The sequence below is a fragment of the Pseudomonas sp. HC1(2025) genome (assembly GCF_058742075.1).
In genome coordinates, this window is the sequence record NZ_CP196017.1 from 2,101,441 (window position 1) to 2,122,287 (window position 20,847).

Annotated in this window: 19 protein-coding genes; 8 read left to right on the top strand and 11 right to left on the bottom strand. The window is 61.8% G+C overall.

The window, feature by feature from the left end; all coding sequences use genetic code 11:
- Nucleotides 1-247: 247 nt before the first annotated feature.
- The 4 genes from ACSSVH_RS09425 (at nucleotide 248) to ACSSVH_RS09440 (ending at nucleotide 4,198) form a co-directional block, all read left to right on the top strand.
- Entirely contained in the window at nucleotides 248-946 is a 699-nt protein-coding gene (locus ACSSVH_RS09425; RefSeq protein ID WP_172314209.1) for a glutathione S-transferase N-terminal domain-containing protein, read from the top strand.
- 3 nt (nucleotides 947-949) lie between these two features.
- Nucleotides 950-1,792, top strand: coding sequence for a PhzF family phenazine biosynthesis protein (locus ACSSVH_RS09430; protein WP_492634404.1), 843 nt, complete (start codon nucleotides 950-952; stop codon nucleotides 1,790-1,792).
- Nucleotides 1,793-2,010: 218 nt separating this feature from the next.
- Complete coding sequence (hemB, locus tag ACSSVH_RS09435) at nucleotides 2,011-2,985, top strand: porphobilinogen synthase (RefSeq protein ID WP_057959111.1); 975 nt, start codon at nucleotides 2,011-2,013, stop codon at nucleotides 2,983-2,985.
- 127 nt (nucleotides 2,986-3,112) lie between these two features.
- Nucleotides 3,113-4,198 (top strand): DUF1615 domain-containing protein, encoded by a 1,086-nt coding sequence (locus tag ACSSVH_RS09440; RefSeq protein ID WP_492634405.1) that lies wholly within the window; start codon nucleotides 3,113-3,115, stop codon nucleotides 4,196-4,198.
- Between the two features lie 2 nt (nucleotides 4,199-4,200).
- Here the strand turns inward: ACSSVH_RS09440 and ACSSVH_RS09445 are convergent, their stop codons facing one another.
- Nucleotides 4,201-4,980: a DUF4349 domain-containing protein gene (locus ACSSVH_RS09445; protein WP_169956182.1), complete on the bottom strand. Its 780-nt coding sequence runs from the start codon at nucleotides 4,978-4,980 to the stop codon at nucleotides 4,201-4,203.
- A 168-nt stretch (nucleotides 4,981-5,148) separates the two neighbouring features.
- On the opposite strand from ACSSVH_RS09445, the gene ACSSVH_RS09450 reads away from it, so the two are divergent.
- A complete protein-coding gene (locus tag ACSSVH_RS09450) occupies nucleotides 5,149-5,559 on the top strand; it encodes a PaaI family thioesterase (RefSeq protein ID WP_169956181.1) in 411 nt (136 codons plus the stop codon).
- 187 nt (nucleotides 5,560-5,746) lie between these two features.
- Here the strand turns inward: ACSSVH_RS09450 and ACSSVH_RS09455 are convergent, their stop codons facing one another.
- From ACSSVH_RS09455 to ACSSVH_RS09465, 3 genes are read right to left on the bottom strand one after another with little or no spacing between them, the layout of a single operon-like run.
- Nucleotides 5,747-6,928, bottom strand: a complete 1,182-nt coding sequence (locus ACSSVH_RS09455; RefSeq protein ID WP_169956179.1) for an acetyl-CoA C-acetyltransferase — start codon at nucleotides 6,926-6,928, stop codon at nucleotides 5,747-5,749.
- A gap of 11 nt (nucleotides 6,929-6,939) precedes the next feature.
- A complete protein-coding gene (locus ACSSVH_RS09460) occupies nucleotides 6,940-7,599 on the bottom strand; it encodes a CoA transferase subunit B (RefSeq protein WP_027603173.1) in 660 nt (219 codons plus the stop codon).
- Nucleotides 7,600-7,633: 34 nt separating this feature from the next.
- Nucleotides 7,634-8,332, bottom strand: a complete 699-nt coding sequence (locus ACSSVH_RS09465; protein WP_048729618.1) for a CoA transferase subunit A — start codon at nucleotides 8,330-8,332, stop codon at nucleotides 7,634-7,636.
- Nucleotides 8,333-8,464: 132 nt separating this feature from the next.
- Here ACSSVH_RS09465 and ACSSVH_RS09470 point away from each other — a divergent pair, with 132 nt between their 5' ends.
- On the top strand, nucleotides 8,465-9,367 hold the full coding sequence (locus ACSSVH_RS09470) for a LysR family transcriptional regulator (RefSeq protein ID WP_170057913.1): 903 nt from the start codon (nucleotides 8,465-8,467) through the stop codon (nucleotides 9,365-9,367).
- A gap of 120 nt (nucleotides 9,368-9,487) precedes the next feature.
- On the opposite strand, the gene ACSSVH_RS09475 is transcribed toward ACSSVH_RS09470, so the two are convergent.
- Nucleotides 9,488-9,817: a hypothetical protein gene (locus tag ACSSVH_RS09475; protein ID WP_029296579.1), complete on the bottom strand. Its 330-nt coding sequence runs from the start codon at nucleotides 9,815-9,817 to the stop codon at nucleotides 9,488-9,490.
- A 332-nt stretch (nucleotides 9,818-10,149) separates the two neighbouring features.
- On the opposite strand from ACSSVH_RS09475, the gene ACSSVH_RS09480 reads away from it, so the two are divergent.
- Nucleotides 10,150-10,311: a hypothetical protein gene (locus ACSSVH_RS09480; protein ID WP_169956119.1), complete on the top strand. Its 162-nt coding sequence runs from the start codon at nucleotides 10,150-10,152 to the stop codon at nucleotides 10,309-10,311.
- 136 nt (nucleotides 10,312-10,447) lie between these two features.
- On the opposite strand, the gene ACSSVH_RS09485 is transcribed toward ACSSVH_RS09480, so the two are convergent.
- The 4 genes from ACSSVH_RS09485 to ACSSVH_RS09500 all read right to left on the bottom strand — a co-directional run bounded on the left by ACSSVH_RS09485 (nucleotide 10,448) and on the right by ACSSVH_RS09500 (nucleotide 16,558).
- Nucleotides 10,448-10,888: a CBS domain-containing protein gene (locus ACSSVH_RS09485; protein WP_169956176.1), complete on the bottom strand. Its 441-nt coding sequence runs from the start codon at nucleotides 10,886-10,888 to the stop codon at nucleotides 10,448-10,450.
- Between the two features lie 124 nt (nucleotides 10,889-11,012).
- Complete coding sequence (locus tag ACSSVH_RS09490; RefSeq protein ID WP_492634406.1) at nucleotides 11,013-12,962, bottom strand: DNA topoisomerase III; 1,950 nt, start codon at nucleotides 12,960-12,962, stop codon at nucleotides 11,013-11,015.
- A 229-nt stretch (nucleotides 12,963-13,191) separates the two neighbouring features.
- Entirely contained in the window at nucleotides 13,192-14,817 is a 1,626-nt protein-coding gene (locus ACSSVH_RS09495) for an MFS transporter (protein ID WP_492634407.1), read from the bottom strand.
- Nucleotides 14,818-14,911: 94 nt separating this feature from the next.
- The gene (locus tag ACSSVH_RS09500; protein WP_492634408.1) at nucleotides 14,912-16,558 is read right to left on the bottom strand and encodes a GMC family oxidoreductase; all 1,647 of its coding nucleotides are present in this window, start codon (nucleotides 16,556-16,558) and stop codon (nucleotides 14,912-14,914) included.
- A 130-nt stretch (nucleotides 16,559-16,688) separates the two neighbouring features.
- Between ACSSVH_RS09500 and ACSSVH_RS09505 the strand changes: the two genes are divergently transcribed.
- The gene (locus ACSSVH_RS09505) at nucleotides 16,689-17,576 is read left to right on the top strand and encodes a LysR family transcriptional regulator (protein ID WP_169956169.1); all 888 of its coding nucleotides are present in this window, start codon (nucleotides 16,689-16,691) and stop codon (nucleotides 17,574-17,576) included.
- 145 nt (nucleotides 17,577-17,721) lie between these two features.
- Here the strand turns inward: ACSSVH_RS09505 and ACSSVH_RS09510 are convergent, their stop codons facing one another.
- Both ACSSVH_RS09510 and ACSSVH_RS09515 read right to left on the bottom strand, forming a co-directional pair.
- Nucleotides 17,722-19,581, bottom strand: coding sequence for a DUF3857 domain-containing transglutaminase family protein (locus ACSSVH_RS09510; RefSeq protein ID WP_170057916.1), 1,860 nt, complete (start codon nucleotides 19,579-19,581; stop codon nucleotides 17,722-17,724).
- 151 nt (nucleotides 19,582-19,732) lie between these two features.
- Nucleotides 19,733-20,830, bottom strand: coding sequence for a DNA alkylation repair protein (locus ACSSVH_RS09515; protein WP_492634409.1), 1,098 nt, complete (start codon nucleotides 20,828-20,830; stop codon nucleotides 19,733-19,735).
- Nucleotides 20,831-20,847: the final 17 nt, after the last annotated feature.

Here is a 20,847-nt window from a genome sequence, read left to right on the forward strand (position 1 = left end):
GAGTCTTCAGTGCGTCGGATCAAGGCTGGAAGGCCCAGCCACAGCGACGCTCCAAGCATCGTGCGGTTTTCCGTGACAGATATGGCGGTATGCCTCCATTCAACCGTTCAAGCGCTTCTAAGAGTGCGTCAGGGCGTTTTGGTTCGCTTGGTACAGGAGATTAGCCGGCGGATGTTGCGAATTGAAGACCGATGCAAGCGTGCCGCCGGATGGCTATCATGGGTTTTTCTCACCTTGGGGTATATCGATGATTTCAGCTGCAGCGTTTCCGATTATTACCAAATGGCCAGCCCAGCACCCCGAGCGCCTGCAGCTGTACTCGTTGCCGACGCCCAATGGGGTCAAGGTCTCGATCATGCTCGAAGAGGTGGGCCTGGCGTATGAGGCGCACAAAGTCAGCTTCGACACCCAGGACCAGCTCTCGCCAGAGTTTCTGTCCCTGAACCCCAACAACAAGATCCCGGCGATCATCGACCCCAGCGGCCCGGGCGGTGAACCGCTGGCGTTGTTCGAGTCGGGGGCGATCCTGGTCTACCTGGCGGAGAAAACCGCGCAACTGCTGCCCCAGGCACCCGCCGCGCGCTACGAAACCCTGCAATGGCTGATGTTCCAGATGGCCGGGATCGGGCCGATGTTCGGCCAGGTTGGCTTCTTCAATAAATTTGCCGGCAAGGCCTACGAAGACAAGCGCCCTCGTGATCGCTATGCGGCTGAAGCCCGGCGCCTGCTGGACGTCCTGGAAAAACGCCTGCTGGGCCGCAGCTGGATCATGGGCGATGAGTACACCATCGCCGATATCGCGACCTTTCCCTGGATCCGCAACCTGATTGGCTTCTATGAGTCGGGCGATCTGGTGGGCATCAGTGACTTCCCCAATGTGCTGCGCGCGCTGGATGGCTTTGTCGCCCGGCCGGCGGTGATCCGTGGCCTGAATATTCCGAGCTGACCCATGCCGACTTTCGATTTCAAGCAACTGGACGTATTCAGCAGCGTGGCCCTCAAGGGCAACCCACTGGCAGTGGTGCTGGGCGCCGATAGCCTCAGCGACCAGCAGATGGCCGACTTCGCCAACTGGACCAACCTCAGCGAAACCACGTTCCTGCTGCAACCGCGCGACCCGCGTGCGGATTACCGGGTGCGTATTTTTACCACCGTGCAGGAGCTGCCGTTCGCCGGTCACCCAACCCTGGGCAGTTGCCAGGCGTGGCTGCAAGCCGGTGGCGTGCCCCGGGGCAGCGAAATCATCCAGGAGTGCGAGATTGGCCTGGTGCGCATCCGTCGCCAGGGCGAGGAGCTGGCGTTTATCGCGCCGCCGTTGCTGCGCTCAGGGCCGTTGGATGCCGTGCTGCTGGAGCGTGTACGCCTGGCGCTTAACCTTGAGCCTGAGGCGATTGTGCGCAGCCAATGGGTCGATAACGGCGCCGGCTGGCTGGCGTTGATGTTGCCGGATCGCCAGGCAGTGCTGGACTTGCAGCCGGACTATTCAAAACTGCTCGGGCTGGCGGTGGGCGTGGTTGCCCCGTGCGATCCGACACGCGATGACGTCGATGCGCAGTTCGAAGTGCGCGGGTTTATTGCCGGTGACGGTGCACCCGAGGACCCGGCCACCGGCAGCCTGAATGCGGGCGTCGCGCAATGGCTGCTGAGTGCGGGCCTGGCCCCCAGCCAGTATGTGGTCAGCCAGGGCACGGCCATTGGCCGCGCCGGGCGTATCCGGGTGCAGCAGCAGGGCGATGAGATCTGGATCGGCGGCGCCGTCTCGCTGTGTATCGAAGGGCGCCTGACCCTGTAACGCCGAAAAGCACCTGTGGGGAACGGGCCAGCCCGGTCGCTGCAGGTCACTCGTTGCTGCTGCCTGTTCCGCCTGGGCGCATTGTTACGTGAACGGCAAAACACCGTTATGGCCGCCGTATTTGTGCTCTCGGTCAATCCAGGCATAAGCTTTCGCCTTTAAGCTAGCGGCCTTGCCACTTGCCCTGGCGTTTTTTGTAGGAAATTGTAGGAAAACCCATGTCCAGTCAGTTCCCCGAAGCCCGTTCCCGCCGCCTGCGCCGTTCCCCCGAGCTGCGCAGCCTGTTCCAGGAAACCGAATTCACCCTCAATGACCTGGTATTGCCGATCTTCGTCGAAGAAGAAATCGACGATTTCGTGCCGATTACCAGCATGCCCGGTGTGATGCGCATCCCCGAATCGAAACTGGCCAGTGAAATCGAGCGTTTTGCCCGCGCCGGGATCAAGTCGGTCATGACATTCGGCGTGTCCCATCACCTGGACGCCAGCGGTAGCGATACCTGGAACGAGCGTGGGCTGGTGTCGCGCATGTCGGCGATCTGCAAGGACGCAGTGCCGGAAATGATCGTGATGTCTGACACCTGTTTCTGCGAATACACCGACCACGGTCATTGCGGCGTGATGCACGGCAATGAAGTGGACAACGACCGCACCCTGGCCAACCTCGGCAAGCAAGCGGTGGCGGCAGCCCGTGCCGGTGCCGATGTGATCGCGCCGTCGGCCGCGATGGACGGCCAGGTCCAGGCCATTCGCCGGGCCCTGGACGCGGCCGGGTTCAGCCATATCCCGATCATGGCGTACTCCACCAAATTCGCTTCGGCCCTGTATGGCCCGTTCCGCGAGGCGGGTGGCAGTGCACTGAAGGGCGACCGCAAAAGCTACCAGATGAACCCGATGAACCGCCGCGAAGCCGTGCGCGAATCCTTGCTCGATGAGCAGGAAGGGGCCGACTCGCTGATGGTCAAGCCGGCCGGTGCGTACCTGGACATCATCCGTGACATCCGCGAAGCCTCGCGCTTGCCAGTGGCGGCGTACCAGGTCAGCGGCGAATACGCGATGATCAAGTTCGGTGCCCAGGCCGGTGCCATCGACGAAGCCCGTGTGGTGCGCGAAACCCTGGGTTCGATCAAGCGTGCCGGTGCGGACCTGATCTTCACCTACTTTGCGATGGACCTGGCGCTCGCCGGTATCTGATCCCGGCGCTTGCCGTACTGTGGGGGCCGGCTTGAGGATGCCATCGCGGGCAAGCCCGCTCCTACAGGGATGGGTGTGGGTTTGTGAGATAGTGGGTGCTTTCAGCGACTCACAGGAAACCCCCCGCATGTTTTCATCCCGGCTGACTCTGTGCCTGGCCGCCTTACTGGTGCTGGCCGGTTGTTCGACGCAACGCAGCCAGCAGCTCCCTGAGCGCAGCGAGGCCGAGGTCAAGGCGCAGATCGTGCGACTGATGCCGGCCAAGGTGCTGGATCGCGCCGGTTGGGCCCAGGATATCTACACGGCACTCGACAGCCAGAAAATCTACCCCAGCACCGAGAATATCTGTGCGGTGCTGGCGGTCACCGAGCAAGAGTCCACCTATCAGGTGGACCCGCCGGTGCCGAACATGGGCAAGATCGCCCAGGATGAAATCCTCAAGCGCGCGGCCAAGGTCCACGTGCCGGCGGTGCTGGTGCGCACCGCGTTGCAACTGCGCTCGCCCACGGGCAAGTCCTACGCCGAACGCCTGAACGCCGCGCGAACCGAGAAGGACCTGAGTGGGATCTTTGACGACTTTATCGGCACCGTGCCGTTGGGCCGTACCTTGTTTGGCAGTTTCAACCCAGTGCATACCGCCGGCCCGATGCAGGTGAGCATTGCCTTCGCCGAGCAGCAGGCGCGCAATTATCCCTACACCGTAGACGGGAGCATTCGCCGCGAAGTGTTCACCCGGCGTGGCGGCATGTATTTCGGCATTGCCCATTTGCTGGGTTATCCGGTGAGCTACGAGCAGCCGCTGTACCGCTTTGCCGACTTCAACGCCGGTTGGTACGCCAGCCGCAATGCCGCGTTCCAGGCCGCAGTCAGCCGCGCTTCCGGTACCCGCCTGGCGCTGGATGGCGATTTGATCCGCTATGGCTCGATCATGCCCGGCACCACGGAGTTGGCGGTGCGCTCACTGGGCAAGAAGCTGGACATGCGCAACCCGAGCATTCGCAGCCAGTTGGAGCAGGGCGATCGCCTGGACTTTGAACAGACCACCCTGTACCAGCGGGTATTTGCCCTGGCCGAAAAAGCCGAAGGCAAGCCGCTGCCACGGGCGATCCTGCCGGGGATTGTGCTCAAGAGCCCGAAGATCACCCGCAACCTCACCACGGCCTGGTTCGCCAAGCGCGTGGATGAGCGTTACCAGCGCTGCATGAAGCGCTGAGGTCAGGGGCGGCGCTTGACCAGCTTGCGCCACAGCCAGACCCACAGCCACAACACCGGGAACGCGAGGATCACGAACGGTAGCACGTAGCTGGAGCGCTCCAGGGCATCGGCGGTGCCGTCGACCAGGTTGTCGCCCAGGTTGCCGAACATCCGGGCAAAACGTGATTGCTGATGCTCGCCGTCGGATGGACTGAAGTTCAGGGTCACGCGGTTGGTGTCCAGGCGCCGCTGCTGGCCGGCGGCGATCTGCGCCAACTCCTGCAGCTCGTTTTCGATGGCGGCCTGTTCCTTGGTGAGGGTGATCAGGTCGCCCACGGTGATGTCCTTGCGTGCGGCCAGTTCATCCAGGCGCTTTTGCTGGGCCTGCAAACGTTGCTGGCGGCGGCGCACATCGGCCACTGCGTCGGCCAGGTCTTCGGCGCTGGTGATGCGCTGGCCCAGTTGCCCGCCCTCGGCCGCCATCTTCACCAAGGGTTCGACCCCGCTGGGGGCGATGCGCAACACGATCATGCCGCCGTCGCTGTTTTCTTCGATACGCAGGATATTGCAGGCGCCGAACTGTGCCGACTCGCAGGCTTGGCGGGTGGCCTGCATGCGCGGCGCGAGCAGCGCCAGCGGCATCGCCAGACTCAACTCGTGTTCATAGGCCAACAGCGCGCCGGCCCGGCCCTGTTCACCATTGATCGGCGTGCCTTCGGAATATTCCTTGGGCGAACAGCCGCCGAGCAGCAGGGCGGCCAATAACATCAACGCAGTAGATCTGCCTTCCAGGTGGCGCATTACGGTTCCTTCAACTGTGCGGGATAGATGCGCGGCGATTAAAGCCGGTTTGCCCGGCGAACGCAAAGCTGGCGCAGGCTTATCGGCCCAGATTTCCCCGGTTGATCATGCTGGCCGCATCGAGCGATGCAGGTTAAACCTCATGCCCGGTCACAAGGAAGATCCACCATGACGAACGTCCCTGAAGGTTTTGCTCCCTTAACCCGCAGCAGCCCGCTCCTGGATCTACTGGGCCCGGTGTATTGCCGTGGTGAGGGCCTACGGCTGCAATTGGGCCTGCGCGCCGACAACCGCCATGCCAATGGGCGCGGTACGGTGCACGGTGGTGTATTGGCAACCCTGGCGGATGTCGGTATGGGCTACGCCATGGCGTTTTCCAGCGACCCACCGGTGCCGTTGATTACCGCCAGCATGACCCTTGATTATCTGGGGGCGGTGCAGGTCGGCGAGTGGATCGAGGTGCAGCTGGAGCATCACAAGCGCGGGCGGCAGATGGCGTTTGCCACGGTCAGCTTGCAGGTGGGGGAGAAGGTGGTGGTGCGGGCCAATGCGGTGTTCGCCGTGCCGCAATCCAATTGACGATAGAGATCTAATGTAGGAGCTGGCTTGCCTGCGATAGCGGTGTAGCAGTCAATGCTGCCGGTGACTGCCCCACCGCTATCGCAGGCAAGCCAGCTCCTACATTGGACGGTGTTCGCCAATCAAAATAGGCAAAAAAAGGCCCGGCTTTTCGTGGAGCCAGGCCTTTTTCGTGTTGCTCGTTGAATCAGTCGCGCTCAAGGGCCAGTGCCACGCCCTGGCCGCCGCCGATGCACAAGGTCGCGAGGCCTTTCTTGGCATCGCGCTTGATCATTTCATGCAGCAGGGTCACCAGCACCCGACAGCCTGATGCGCCAATCGGATGGCCTATGGCAATCGCGCCGCCGTTGACGTTGACCTTGGCCGCGTCCCACTCCAGTTCCTTGCCCACTGCCAGCGCTTGCGCGGCGAAGGCTTCGTTGGCTTCGATCAGGTCCAGGTCGGCCAACTGCCAGCCGGCCTTGTCCAGGCAGCGACGGGTTGCAGACACCGGGCCAATGCCCATGATCGCCGGGTCGACGCCCGCGTTGGCGTAGCTGGCGATACGCGCCAGCACTGGCAGGCCGAGGGCCTTGGCTTTATCGGCACTCATCAGCAGCACAGCGGCGGCGCCGTCATTGAGGCTCGACGCGTTACCGGCGGTGACGCTGCCGTCTTTCTTGAAGGCGGGCTTGAGCTTGCCCAGGGACTCGGCGGTGGTACCGGCGCGGGGTTGTTCGTCCACGCTAAAGGCAATCGGGTCGCCCTTGCGCTGGGGAATCAGGATCGGCGTGATTTCATCGGCAAAGCGCCCGGCTTCAATCGCCGCGGCCGCTTTTTGCTGGGAGGCGGCGGCGAAGGCATCCTGAGCTTCACGGCTGATGCCGTACTTGTCCACCAGGTTCTCGGCGGTGATGCCCATGTGATAGTCGTTGAACGCATCCCACAGGCCGTCGGTGATCATGCTGTCGACCATCTTCGCGTGCCCCATGCGCAGGCCGGTGCGCGCGGCTGGCAGCACGTAAGGGGCCAGGCTCATGTTTTCCATGCCGCCGGCGATGATCACTTCGGCATCACCGCAACGGATGGCCTGAGCGCCCAGGTGCAAGGCCTTGAGGCCCGAGCCGCAGACCTTGTTCAAGGTCAGGCTCGGCACCGCGTGGGGCAGCCCGGCGAGGATCGACGCCTGGCGCGCCGGGTTCTGGCCGGAGCCTGCGGTCAGCACTTGGCCGAGGATCACTTCGTCCACTTGCGCAGGGTCCAGGCCGGTCTGCTCCAGCAGGCGGCGGATCACGGCGGCGCCCAGTTCCGGTGCCGGGATGCCGGCCAGGGCCCCTTGAAAGCTGCCCACGGCGGTGCGGGTGGCAGCAACAATCACGACGTCTTGCATGGAATCTGTCCTCACTGGAAGTGCATTTCTGGAACGTGGTCCGGGACGATCAGTTTACCGGCGGTCTTGCTCACAATCTCTTCCACGCTGACGCCAGGTGCGCGTTCCTTGAGGACGAAAGCGCCATTTTCGATTTCCAGGTAGGCCAAGTCCGTCAGCACGCGCTTGATACAGTTGGCACCGGTCAGCGGCAGGCTGCACTGGCTGAGCAACTTGGACTCACCGTCCTTGGAGGCGTGGGTCATGATCACAATGATGTTTTCTGCACCGGCCACCAGGTCCATGGCGCCGCCCATGCCCTTGACCAGCTTGCCGGGGATCATCCACGAGGCGATGTTGCCGTGCACGTCCACTTCAAAGGCGCCGAGCACCGTGAGGTCAACGTGGCCGCCGCGAATCATCGCGAAGGATTCGGCCGAGGAGAAGATCGACGCGCCGATACGTGCGGTGACGGTCTGCTTGCCGGCGTTGATCATGTCGGCATCGATGGTGTCTTCGGTAGGAAACGGTCCCATGCCCAGCAGGCCGTTTTCCGATTGCAGCATCACTTCCATGCCTTCGGGAATGTAGTTGGCCACCAGGGTCGGGATGCCGATGCCGAGGTTGACGTAGAAGCCGTCCTGCATTTCGCGGGCGACGCGTTGAGCCATTTGTTCGCGGGTAAGAGCCATTTTATGAGTCCTTATTGTTCGGGCTGGAGGCAGATTATTTGCGGACAGTGCGCTGTTCGATGCGCTTCTCGAAGGTGCCGCAGATAATCCGGTCGACGTAGATGCCAGGGGTGTGGATCTGCGCCGGGTCCAGCTCGCCCGGTTCGACGATTTCCTCGACTTCGACCACCGTGATCTTGCCGGCGGTGGCGGCCAGCGGGTTGAAGTTCTGGGCGGTGTGGCGGTAGATCACGTTGCCGAAATGGTCGGCTTTCCAACCTTTGACGATGGCGAAGTCGCCGGTGATGGATTCTTCCATCAGGTATGGGCGCCCGTTGAATTCACGGGTTTCCTTGCCTTCGGCGACGGGCGTGCCAACACCTGTGGCGGTAAAGAACGCTGGAATGCCGGCGCCGCCTGCGCGCATTTTTTCCGCGAGGGTGCCTTGGGGCGTGAGCACCACTTCGATTTCACCGCTGAGCAGTTGCTTCTCGAACAGGGCGTTTTCACCGACGTAGGAGGCGATGACCTTGCGGATCTGTTTTTCTTCGAGCAATACACCCAGGCCGAAGCCGTCGACGCCGCAGTTGTTGGAAACTACCGTGAGGTCGCGGGTGCCTTTGCGCTTGATTTCGGCGATGAGGTTTTCCGGGATGCCGCACAGGCCAAAACCACCGGAGAGTACGGTCATGCCGTCTTCCAGGCCTGCCAGCGCTTCTTCATAGGACGCCACGCGTTTATCGAAACCTGCCATATGCACCTCTTTTATTGTTTGTGGTCCAGCCAGTGAACCGAGTGTTGCGCCGGGGGATTGATTTGTTAAGTTGTTTTTTAAGGTTGATTGATTTAAAAAACAGCACAATTACCCGGCCATTGGAGCAGCGTCATGACAGTTAAACAGATGCGGGCCTTCCTTGCCGTGGCCCAGACCTTGAGTTTTGCCGCCGCCTGTGAGCGCCTGCATTTGTCCCAGTCGGCCCTGAGCCTGACTATCAAAGGCCTGGAGGAAGGCCTGGGCGGGCGGCTGTTCAGCCGTAATACGCGCAACGTCGCGCTGACCCCGGAAGGCGAATCCCTGCTGCCCCTGGCCCGGCGCTTGATTGCCGACTGGGACAATGCCGAGGATGAACTACGCCAGCGTTTCACCCTGCAGCGCGGGCGAGTGACGGTGGCGGCGATGCCGTCGTTTGCCGGCAACCTGCTGCCGCCGATCCTGAAGATCTTTCGCGCGCGGTTTCCCCAGGTCAATGTCACGGTGCACGACCTGATCAACGAACAGGTCCTGGAAATGGTCCGCGATCGCCAGGTCGAGTTGGGTGTGGCATTTGAACCCTCATCGGGATCGTCGTTGGCCTTTACCCCGCTGTACCTGGACCGCTTTGTCGCGGTAGTGCCCGGTGACTCAACGCTGGCACACATGACCGAGATCGATTGGAAAACCCTGCTGGCACAACCCTTCATTACCTTGCAGCGGCCTTCGACGGTAAGGGTGATGTTGGAAGAGCACCTGGGTGCCTTGCAGATGAAGCTGCCGGTGGCATTGGAAAGCCATCAATTGGCGACGGTGGGCAAGATGGTCGCCAGCGGCCTGGGCGTCAGCGCCGTGCCAGCATTGTGCGCGCAGCAGATGGAAGAGGCAGGTGCCCGTTGCATCACCTTGGGTGATCCCGTGATCGAGCGGCCGATTGGGGTGCTGACCAAACCAGGACATGAGCTGTCGGCGGCGGCGCAGGCACTGTTTGATATCTTCAGGGGCGAAGCGCAGAAGGGGCGATTCCCGGGGATTTAAGTCAACACAAACAAATGTGGGAGCTGGCTTGCCAGCGATAGCTATCTAACATTCAACAACTCTGTTGATCGTTAAACGGTTATCCCAGGCAAACCAGCTCCCACAAAGGTCTAGTTATTCTTAGTAGTAGCGGTCAATCACTTTAACTTGCGAGTTGTCCTTGAACGACTCCCAGGCATTGTTAAGTGTATCGAAGACCTGCTCAATAAAGTTGCGATCGGCAGCGGCCTTTTTACCGACATAACCCTGGCCGCGGCGGTACATCTTCAGGCGCGCCGCCAGTTCACGGTTATTGCGGTCGAACTCGGCTTCTTCGGTATGGGGCGCCAGGCAGTCAATTTGCACTTCGCCCGATTTACCAATCCACAGGATATGGTCGTCGAGTGTGTCTTTCTGCGCTGCGAACATCTCAGCCAATTCATCGATAGTTGGTTGGTTGTTCAGATTCATGTGTAAGCCCCTTGACCAGTTGGCGATCTTCAGTTGATTCGTTAATCCACGTTAGTTGTCTCCGGTTGCGAAAACCGGGCGTCAGAAACGGTCTGCCAAATACGGGCAGGGTCTTGAACCTGATGCATGTAGTGTTTCTGATGAACTGCTACGCAATGGTTTCATAACGAAGACAAGCAGCATTTGAGCTTCTTGTACCGATCCTTTCGGGCCGGTCAGCTTCATCAATCTGCCTTGTGGGCAGTGCACATCCGGAAAAACAGCTCGGCGGTCAGACGAGCTTGTTCAAAACGCGTGTTACCAACGCTCCCGATCCGGGAGACGCTTGAATCATGCAAGGTCAAAATGGTTACGTCAACGGTTATGTAGTGATTATTTTTGATCACTACATATTTTTTGCAGAAGAGAGGGCGGTCTGGGAAAAGGTGACTTGGGCGTCATTTTTTGTGCCGGGGAGTCGGGGTAAGCATGGCGATGCTGGACCCTTCCAGTGATCTAATGGGGGAGCGGGCTTGCTCGCGATAGCGGTGGATCAGTCAGTAATTTTTTGACTGATCCACCGCTATCGCGAGCAAGCCCGCTCCCACATAAGCCTGTGTTCACATTGGCTTCGAGGTGTTTTGGTAGATGCTATTCGCCGCGGATGTACTGTTCCAATTGCTGGATAAGGGCAGCCTGTTCAGCGATGGCTTCCTTGACCAGGTCGCCGATGGACAGCAGGCCCAGCAGTTCTCCGCCTTCCACCACGGGCAGGTGGCGCAGGTGGCCGTCAGTCATGATACCCATGCAGTCTTCGACGCTTTTGTGGGTGTCCACGGTGATTGCCGGTGAACTCATCACCTGGTGGACCTGTGTGCTCGTCGAGGACAGTCCATGGAGAATCAGTTTACGCGCGTAGTCGCGCTCACTGATGATGCCAACGACCTTGTCGTCCTTGACCACCGGCAAAGCGCCGACGTTCTTCGCTGCCATCACCACTAGCGCCTCAAACACGGTGTGGTTCCACTGGATGGTATGGACTTCCTGATTCTTCTGGTCCTTGGACTTGAGCAACTGTGCGACGGTCTTCATGGTGGCCACCCCGGTTTTGTTATTAGGCAGTTCCTACAGAATCCTAGACCGCTGGCGCCAGAGCAAGACCTAAAGCGGCGTATATCCGCTTGAAAAGCGTCATTACCCGACTTTTTTCGGTATTTCAGCCCTTGTTTGCCGGTTTTGCCGCCCGTTTCGGGCTGGCGCCGGCCTTGCGTTTGGCCGGCTTGCGTTTGTTTTTCCAGGGGGTGGCGCCACGGCCTGCCGGGCTGGCCGGGCCGCTGATGGTCATTTGCATACCATTGCAGCGGGCCACTTGCTTGCTCATCCAGGCTGCCTGCTTGGCGACAAACTCTTCCAGGCTCATCTCACCGCTTTGCACCATGTCCAGGGCCTGCTCCCAGATGGCGGTGGTGCCGGGATCGGCAATCGCCCTGGGTACCGCGTCGATAAGGCTGAAGGCCGCCGGTGTGGCAGACAGTGCCTTGCCGTTTTTCACCAGGTAACCACGGTCCAGCAGGCCCTGGATGATTCCGGCCCGCGTCGCCTCGGTGCCGATGCCGGTGGTGTCCTTGAGCTTTTGCTTGAGCAACGGGTCCTCCACCAGTTTGGCGACGTTCTTCATCGCCTTGATCAGGTCGCCTTCGGTGAAAGGCTTGGGCGGTTGGGTCCACAGGTCCTTGAGGTTGACCTTCGCCACTGCATAATCCTGGCCCTGCACCAACGCTGGCAAAGGCTGTGGCGCCGGCGCCTCGCGGCCCTTGCTGGGCGCCAGGGCTTCGGGCAAGGCGCGCTTCCAGCCCGGCTCCACCACCACTTTGCCTACCGCGCGCAGGGCTTCACCGGCACAGTCGAAATCCGCCTGGGTGCGGTCGTACTCGTGGATGGGCAGGAACTGCGCCAGGTAACGGGCGCGGACCAGGGTGTAGACGGCGCGGTGCTTGCCGGTCAGTTGCGCGAGGTCCTTGCCGGCACCGGTGGGGATGATGCCGTGGTGGGCGCTGACCTTGGCGTCGTTCCAGGCACGGGAGCGGCGTTGCGCATCGAGGTGTGGCATCAGCGCATTTACCGCCGGGTCGGCGCGGCCCAGTGCCGCGAGAATAGTCGCCGCGTCGCCATGCTGGCTCACGGGCAGGTAGCCGCAGTCGCTGCGTGGGTAGGTGATGACCTTGTGGGTTTCGTATAGGGACTGGGCGATATCCAGGGTTTCCTGGGCGCCGAGGCCGAGCTTCTTCGAGCAGATCTCCTGCAGCGTGCCCAGGTCAAAGGGCAGCGGTGCCACTTCGCGCATGCGTTCGGTGCGCAGCTTCACCAGGCGCGCGCTGGCTGCGTTGCTCATCGCCGTTGCCGCCTGCTGTGCCCGCTCCGGATTGAGGCAGCGGCCCTGATCGTCACAGAGATCGTCGGCGGCGCGCCATTGCGCGATAAAGCGCATCTGCTGGTCCAGCAGTTCGACGTCGATTGCCCAGTAAGCCACCGGGACGAAGTCGGCAATGCTGCGGTCGCGGTCCACCACCAGGCGCAGGGTCGGGGTTTGCACCCGGCCCACTGGCAATACGCCCTGATAGCCGGACTGGCGGCCGAGCAGGGTAAACAGGCGACTCATGTTCATGCCGATCAGCCAGTCGGCACGGGAGCGGCCCAGGGCCGAATGGTAGAGGCTGAAGGTGTCTGCGCCAGGCTTCAACGAGGCCAGGGCCTTGCGGATCGAGGCATCATCCAGAGCCGACAGCCACAGGCGCTGGATCGGCCCGCGATAGCGGCAATGCTCCACCAGCTCCCGGGCGATCATCTCGCCCTCGCGGTCGGCATCGGTGGCAATCACCAATTCCCGGGCTTCCCCGAGCAGGCGCTTGACCGCCTTGTACTGGTTGGCGGTCTTGGGCTTGACCGTCATCTTCCATTTTTCCGGGACGATGGGCAGGTCGGCCAGCACCCAGCGCTTGTACTTGGCGTCGTAGGCATCGGGCGGGGCGGTTTCCAGCAGGTGGCCGATGCACCAGGTGACGGTGACGTCGGTTCCCAGCCAGCAACCGTCGCCCCGGCGCCGGGCGCCGAGCACGGCCGCGATATCCTTGGCCTGGGAGGGTTTTTCACAGAGGAACAGCCGCATGCTCAGCCCATTCGTTACATAGTTGAATGGAGAGCAGGATGGGCAAAAGAAGGGAATTGAGCAACCTTTATCTGTATGGATATACAGCAATTTGTGTGGGCGCCGGCAAACCAATGTGGGAGCGGGCTTGCCCGCGATGACGGTGTGCCAGTCACTGCATTCATTGACTGACCTACCGCCATCGCGAGCAAGCCCGCTCCCACAAGGGATCTACAGGCTTTGCGGGATATTAGTTTTTATCCAGATCCACATTCTTGGTTTCCTTCAGGCACAGCAGCCCGACGATCAGGCTCACCCCGGTAATCACCACCGGGTACCACAGCCCGTAGAAAATATCGCCGGTGTACACCACCAGGGCAAACGACACGGTTGGCAGGAACCCGCCAAACCAGCCGTTACCGATGTGGTAGGGCAGCGACATGGACGTGTAGCGGATGCGCGTCGGGAACAGTTCCACCATCAGCGCGGCCAGCGGGCCGTAGCACATCGCGGCGATCAGGATCAGGGCGACGATCAGCACCACCACCATGGTTTTGTTGACCTGGGCCACGTCCGCCGATTTCGGGTAGCCAGCCAGGGTCACGGCGCCGCGCAGGGCGTCTTCGTCGTAGCCGTCGATGCGCACATCGCCGATGCTCACTTGCACGGCGCTGCCGGCAGGTGCGGCTTCGCTGCTGTAGGGCAGGCCCTGTTTGACCAGGAAGGTCTTGACCTTGTCGCATGGGCTGTCAAAGCGCGCCTTGCCCACCGGGTCGAACTGGAAGGTGCAGGTGGCCGGGTCCGCCAGTACGGTGATCGGGGCCTGGCGGCTGGCCTGGTCCATGGCCGGGTTGGTGTAGTGGGCCAGGCCCTTGAAGATCGGGAAGTACAGGGCGGTGGCCAGCAGCAGGCCAACCATCAGCACCGGCTTGCGCCCCCATTTGTCCGAGAGCCAGCCGAAGAAGATAAAGAACGGCGCGCCAATCACCACGCTGATGATCAGCAGCATATTGGCCAGGGCCGGGTCCATCTTCAGGAACTGGGTCAGGAAGAACAGCACGTAGAACTGCGCGGCGTAGAAGGTCACGGCCTGGCCGGCGTTGATGCTGAACAGTGCAATCAACACCACCTTGAGGTTTTCCCAGTTGCCGAACGACTCGCGGATCGGCGCCTTGCTGGCCTTGCCTTCCTCTTTCATTTTCAGGAACGCGGGCGATTCGTGCAGGCTCATGCGGATCCAGGTGGAAATCCCCAGCAGCACGATGGACAGCAGGAACGGCAGGCGCCAGCCCCAGACTTCAAACTGATCGCCTGTGAAGTAACGGCAGGCCAGCACCACCAGCAACGACAGCAGCAGGCCGAGGGTGGCGGTGGATTGAATCCAACTGGTATGGAAGCCGCGTTTGCCGGCCGGGGCGTGCTCGGCGACATAGGTCGCGGCGCCACCGTATTCACCGCCCAGGGCCAGACCCTGGAGCATGCGCAGCACCACGAGGATGATCGGCGCAGCGATGCCGATGCTGGCGTAGGTGGGCAACAGGCCTACGCAGAAAGTCGCCACGCCCATCAGGACGATGGTGGCGAGGAAGGTGTACTTGCGCCCGATCATGTCCCCCAGGCGGCCGAATACCAGCGCGCCGAACGGCCGCACCACAAAACCGGCGGCAAAGGCCATCAAGGCGAAGATAAAGGCCGTGGTGTCGTTGACCCCGGCAAAAAATTGCTTGCTGATCACCGCCGCGAGGGCGCCATAGAGGAAAAAGTCATACCACTCGAACACCGTCCCCAGGGACGAGGCGAAGATGACCTTTTGCGACTCCTTGCTGGAGACAGTGGCGCCAGGAGTGGCGTCCAGGGGTTGAGCACGTTCTGACATGGGGTAGCCCTCACAGTGATTATTTATTGTTGTTCCACTGTCGGCGCCAACTTCAGCGCCGCTCTTGCCCTGTAGGCTTGCCGGCTTCTACAGGTCATGCCGGTGTTGTCTGTTCTCTTTCGGGGGTGAGGTTCCTTGTTGGCGGGGACAGGATCAGTTGCGCGGCTTTTTCCGCGATCATCAACGTGGGTGAGCAGGTGTTGCCGGAGGTGATACGCGGCATGATCGAGGCATCGGCGATGCGCAGGCCCGGCACGCCGTGCACGCGCAATTGGGCATCGACCACCGCGTCCTTATCCTGGCCCATGCGGCAGGTGCCGACCGGGTGAAAAATCGTGGTGCCGATCCGCGCGGCGGCTTCCTGCAATTGTTCGTCGCTCTGCAACGCCTCACCGGGCAGGTATTCCACCGGGTTGAAGGGGCGCAGGGCCTGGGCGCCGACAATGCGCCGGGTCAGGCGGATAGCTGCGGCGGCCACGCGCAAGTCTTCGGGATGGCTCAGGTAGTTGGGCTGGATCAGGGGCGGCGCCGCCGGATCGGCCGAGCGGATATCAATGCGTCCGCGACTCTGTGGGCGCAAGTCGCAGACCGACGCGGTAAATGCCGGGAACGCGTGCAGCGGTTCGCCAAAGCGCTCCAGCGACAGCGGCTGCACGTGGTATTCGAGGTTGGCCGAAGTCTGTTCCGGCCCCGAGCGGGCGAAGGCGCCGAGTTGGCTGGGGGCCATGGACAGCGGGCCGCTGCGGTCATACAGGTATTGCAGGCCCATGCCCATCTTGCCCCACACGGAGCCGGCGATCTGGTTCAGGGTGCGGGCGTTTTCCAGCTTGTAGATCAGCCGCAGTTGCAGGTGATCTTGCAGGTTGCCGCCGACTCCTGGCAGTTCGTGCCGTACCTCGATGCCCAAGGGCTTGAGGATGCTCGAAGGGCCGATCCCGGAGCGCTGCAGGATGCCGGGCGAACCCACGGCACCGGCGCACAGGATGATTTCCTTGCGCGCTTGCCACGTCACCGCTTGCCCTTGCTGGCGGCCCGCCACCGCACTGGCGCGGCCGTTTTCCAGGAGTACGCGGTCGACTTCCACGCCAGTGAGCACCGTGAGGTTGGCGCGCTGGCGGATGGGCTTGAGAAACGCCTTGGCCGCATTCCAGCGCACGCCGCCTTTCTGGTTGACCTGGAAGTAGCCACACCCCTCGTTATCGCCCTGGTTGAAGTCGTCGATGCTGGCGATGCCGTTCTGCTTGGCGGCTTCGCGGAAGGCGTCGAGGATCGGCCAGTGCAGGCGCTGTTGTTCCACGCGCCATTCGCCGCTGTCGCCATGCAGCGGCGAGGCACCGGCAAAATGGTTTTCGCTTTGTTTAAACAGCGGCAATACATCGTCCCAAGCCCAGCCGGGATTGCCTTCGGCGGCCCAACCGTCGTAGTCATTGGCCTGGCCGCGCATGTAGATCATGCCGTTGATCGACGAGCAACCGCCCAACACCTTGCCCCGCGGATAGCTCAACGCACGGCCTTGCAGGCCAGACTGGGCCTCGGTCTTGAAGCACCAGTCGGTGCGCGGGTTGCCGATGCAGAACAGGTAGCCGACGGGGATATGGATCCAGGGATAGTTGTCGCGCCCGCCCGCTTCAAGCAGCAACACGCGATGGGCAGGGTTGGCGGACAGTCGGTTGGCCAGCAGGCAGCCCGCAGGGCCGGCGCCTACCACCACGTAATCGTATTGCGCAGGTGCAATAGTCATCTGGGGTCTCGCTTGTTTTTCTTATTGGCTCCATCCTAGTTGTTAGTTTTCGTCTTAAAAATGTTAGTTTTTACCCAGCTGCTGTGCGTTTTTAAACAGCGCTGTGCTCATGGCCGAGAGGGGAGGTGGCATGTTCGACTGGAATGACCTGCGGTACTTCCTGGAGTTGCAGCGCAGCGGGCGCTTGCTCACCGCCGCCCAGCGCCTGAAAACCACGCATGCGACCGTGGCCCGGCACATCGAGGCCATCGAGAAAAGCCTCGGCACCGCGCTGTTTGTGCAGCACGCCCAGGGTTATGAACTGACGCCGTCGGGCGAAGCGCTGCTCAAGCATGCCGAAGCCATGGAGAACGTGGCGCTGCTGGCCGAAGAAGAACTGACCCATTCCGCCGCGCCCCTGGGCAAGATTCGCCTGGGGGTGGCCGAAGGCTTGGGCGTGATGTTTCTCGCCAGCCGCATGGGTGGCCTGTTCGAGCGTTATCCGGGGCTGGAAGTGGAACTGGTGGCGGTGCCGCGGTTCGTCAGCATCCTCAACCGCGAGGCCGAGATCAGCATCCACCTGGAGCGGCCCAGCGTCGATCAACTGGTCACGCGCAAACTCACCGACTACCGCCTGGCCCTCTACGCCAGCCGCAGCTACCTGGCGCGCACGCCAGCCATCGAGAAACGCGAAGACCTGGCCGCCCATGCCTGGATCGATTATGTCGACGACCTGTTGTTCAGCCAGGAATTGAAATTCCTCAGCAGCTTTTGCCGCAACCCCAGGGTGGTATTCCACAGCACCAGCGTGATCGCCCAGCACCAGGCGGCGCGCTCAGGGCTGGGGATTGCGGTGTTGCCATGCTTTATGGCCGCCGGCGACCCGGATCTGGTGCCGCTGTTGCCGGAGGAGGGCATCCAGCGCAGCTACTGGATCAGCTCCCGGCGCGAATTGCACAAGTCGGTACGGTTGCGGGTGTTGTGGGATTACGTGGTGGAGTTGTGCGCCAAGGAGCAGGGGCTGCTGTTGGGCGAGTAGCGAAGGGCAAGGGGGATCTACAGAGATCAAATGTGGGAGCTGTCGAGCCCCTGCGAGGCGGCGATGGCGGCAGGTCAGTCAACATCAATGCTGGCAGTACCGCCGTCATCGCAGCCTCGCAGGGCGAGACAGCTCCCACACAGGCTTAGAGTTTCACCGTCTGGTGCACCTGTTCACCACACGCACGGGCATCGTTGATCATCTTTTCAAACGGCGCACTGACGATTTCATCATGGCTCAACCAGCGCACTTTCTGGGTCAGTCGGTAGTGGTAGCGCAAGCCATCCTTGAGCGGTTCGCCATCGAGTTCCAGGTCATACCAGGGCGAGCTGATCTTGCAGCCCTGAACCGGCTTGTCCATCTTCCCGCCGGTCAAGGTAAAGGTGTAGTCGACGGTGTCCGGATTGCCCAGGTACAGGTCGCCCCGTTGCCCGTTGCGGCGGTAGTTGAGCAGGCCGTCCCACTTCTCCTTGAGCGACTGGTCGGTGTAGACGTAGCCTTCGTCGAGTTTTTCCAGGGCGCGCAGGTCGGTCATGCTGGCCTTGACCGTGTAGCTGTCGGGCTGCACAAACCCGGTGGGTTGGCGGGTGACCTGGCAATCGCTGATCTCGCGGCCAAAGTTGTCGCAGATATTCTGGTCGGTGGCGGTGGCGCCCTGTTCGCGGTCAGCCATGCTCAATTGCATCAGCGTCAGGCGGCTGAAGGTGACGCTGGCGCGGGTCGTGCCGTTGCCCTGCTTGTCGTAATGCACCTGCTTGTCCAGGCGGATGCTGGTGTCAGGGCGCGCCAGGGGGATGTGTTCCTCGCGTACCTGGCCCTGTGCATCGTTGACCAGCACCCAGCGATCCTGGATGTCGGGCATGGTCTGGCCCGGGGCGAACACCGGGTTGGTCGGGTCCAGCCACCACACCTGGCCGGCCACTTCGGCGCGCACGATCGCATGGTTGGGCGCGCCAGTGCCCGGCACCAGCAGTGAATCCACCACATCCCCACGGCTGACCCAGGCGGTCTCGGCCTTGATCCCGCTGGCCTTGAGCATGGCGGTCAGGAGAATCGCCAGGTCCTTGCAGTCGCCGTAACCGTGCTGTTCGATCTCTGCCAGGTTAAACGGCACATAGCCGCGATCCGTGGCGCGCCAGTCACCCAGGTAACGGTAGTGATCGTTGATGTGCTGCATCAGCCCGGCCACTTGTCGGGCCGGGGCCAGGCCCTTCACCGCCGCCACGGCAGCGGCACTTGCGGCCGGCAGGTTGGCCGCGAGGATCTGGTTGTAGCGCTGGGCAAAGCCGCCAAAGTGCTTTTGTACATCGAGGCTGCTGCCCACTTCGATCCGGGGGATCACCCGCATATAGGCGTGGCCCGATTCGTTGATGTAGTTGAGATAGCTCGGCGCTTTTTGCTCGATGTCCAGGGTCTTGCGATTGACCGAAGGGGTGATGGTGAAGCCATCCATCGACTCGGCGCGCCACTCGATGGGCCGTTCGGCGGTGAAGCGCGCCTTGAGCCGATCGCGGCGGGCGTTGCTGGGGCCAAACTGCAGGGCGTAGTGGAATTCGGTCATCAGCGGCTTGGCCGGGTGATGTTCGCGCACGGTGTAGCGGATCTGTGTGCCGACCCGCAGGTTGGGGAAGGCCAGGGACGTTTGCTTGAGGCGGGAAAACCCCTGGTCGGGGTTGGGCGCGGTGCGCGTATCGATCTGCGCCTCGTCCAGCGCCTGGGGCTTGCCGCCGGGCTGGGTGGACTCGGCGTGCAGCACTTCAAAACCATCGCCTTCGGCGTAGTTGAAGTCGATTCGCGACAATATCTCCCGGCCACTGGGCTGGAGAATGGTGTAGTGATAGGTGGTGGTGCAATCGGTGCTGGCGTCACGGTTGAAGTGGCAGTGCAGCTCGGATTCGTTGGCAAGTGCAGCTTCGGCCATGGGTTGCAACGCGGCATGGGCGGTGTGCGAAACAAGCCCCAGACTGGCGCATATCAAAGGGCGGTAAAACGAGAAACGGTGCATGGGCGCCTCAGGTGGAACGTTGACACAGATACCCTGGCGGGTACCGAGAAGGCAGCAGATGATAATGGATCGCAACACCAAAGGCTAGCATTGTAGGACAATAAATATCGCCGAAAGGCCCGAGATAGAGCCTTCGGATGAGTAGGAAGGGTCAGTCGATCAGCTCAAAGCCGGTGCTGCCCAAGCGTTCGCCGTTCACCAGTACATGCACGGTGTGCTGGCCGGGGTAGTGCTTGCGCGTAGTCATGTCGCGGATGTGTTGGCCACGCAGCACGGTATGCCGTTCACCCGCGCCGAGGGTAAACGCCTTGAGCTTGAACACTTTGGCGGCGCTATGGCCGGCGCTTTTTACGTAGTCGATGGCGTAGTCCACCACCAGTTTTTGTGGGGCACTGGCCAGGGATTCGAGGGTGAACGACAGATTGATCCGCTCACCCAGGCGAATCACCGCCGGCTCGACCTTGAACTGGTGGATCTTCACCTCGGCCCGCGCGCCTGCGCCGATGATCGTCAGCGCGCGGGTGTTGCCTTGCTTGATCAGGCTGCGCAGGGCGTGGCGGGCGATCCAGGCGGTGTGGGGGTTGTCCAGGGACCAGCTCTCGATCACCTGCAGCACCCAGTCGGGATGATCTTTAGTGATGTCGTTGAGGTGGTTGGCCACGGATTTGCGCACATACAGGCTGCTGTCGGCCTTGAGGTTCTCCAGGATCGATGCGCACAGGCGCGGGTCGGCCTGCACCTGGGCCAGGCGAAACGACCACGGCAACCTCGGCCGCGAGCCCTCGCTGGCGAGGCGGCGTACGTGTTCATTGTCATCCAGCGACCACTGCTGCATCACCGCCAGAGTGCGCTCGAAGTCCTTGAGCAGAAAAGCCCGCACGGCAAATTCGGCAGAGCCAAAGGTGGTGAAGTACTTGAGTGCTGCCATCGAGCGCTGGAAGTTATCCAGGCCATAGCTGGCCACATAGTGCCCGAGGAACAGGCTGACAAAACCGCTGTTCAGGCGCGGGGCCAGGGCATACAGATGCTTGAGGGTGTGCGCATAGTCCAGGGGGATCACCGCGTGCAGGCTTTCACTGACGCGGGCCATGCGCTGCATCACCGACAACCCGTCCAGGTCGCGTGTGGCGTGCTTGAGAAACCCCTTGGCATCGAATGACGGGTACACCGCGCTCATCTCATCGGCGATGTGCTGCAGGCGTTCGAGGTTGAAGATTTCCTTGAGGGCAGGGGTGCTTTGCTCGGTCATGGGGAGTCCGCTGGAGA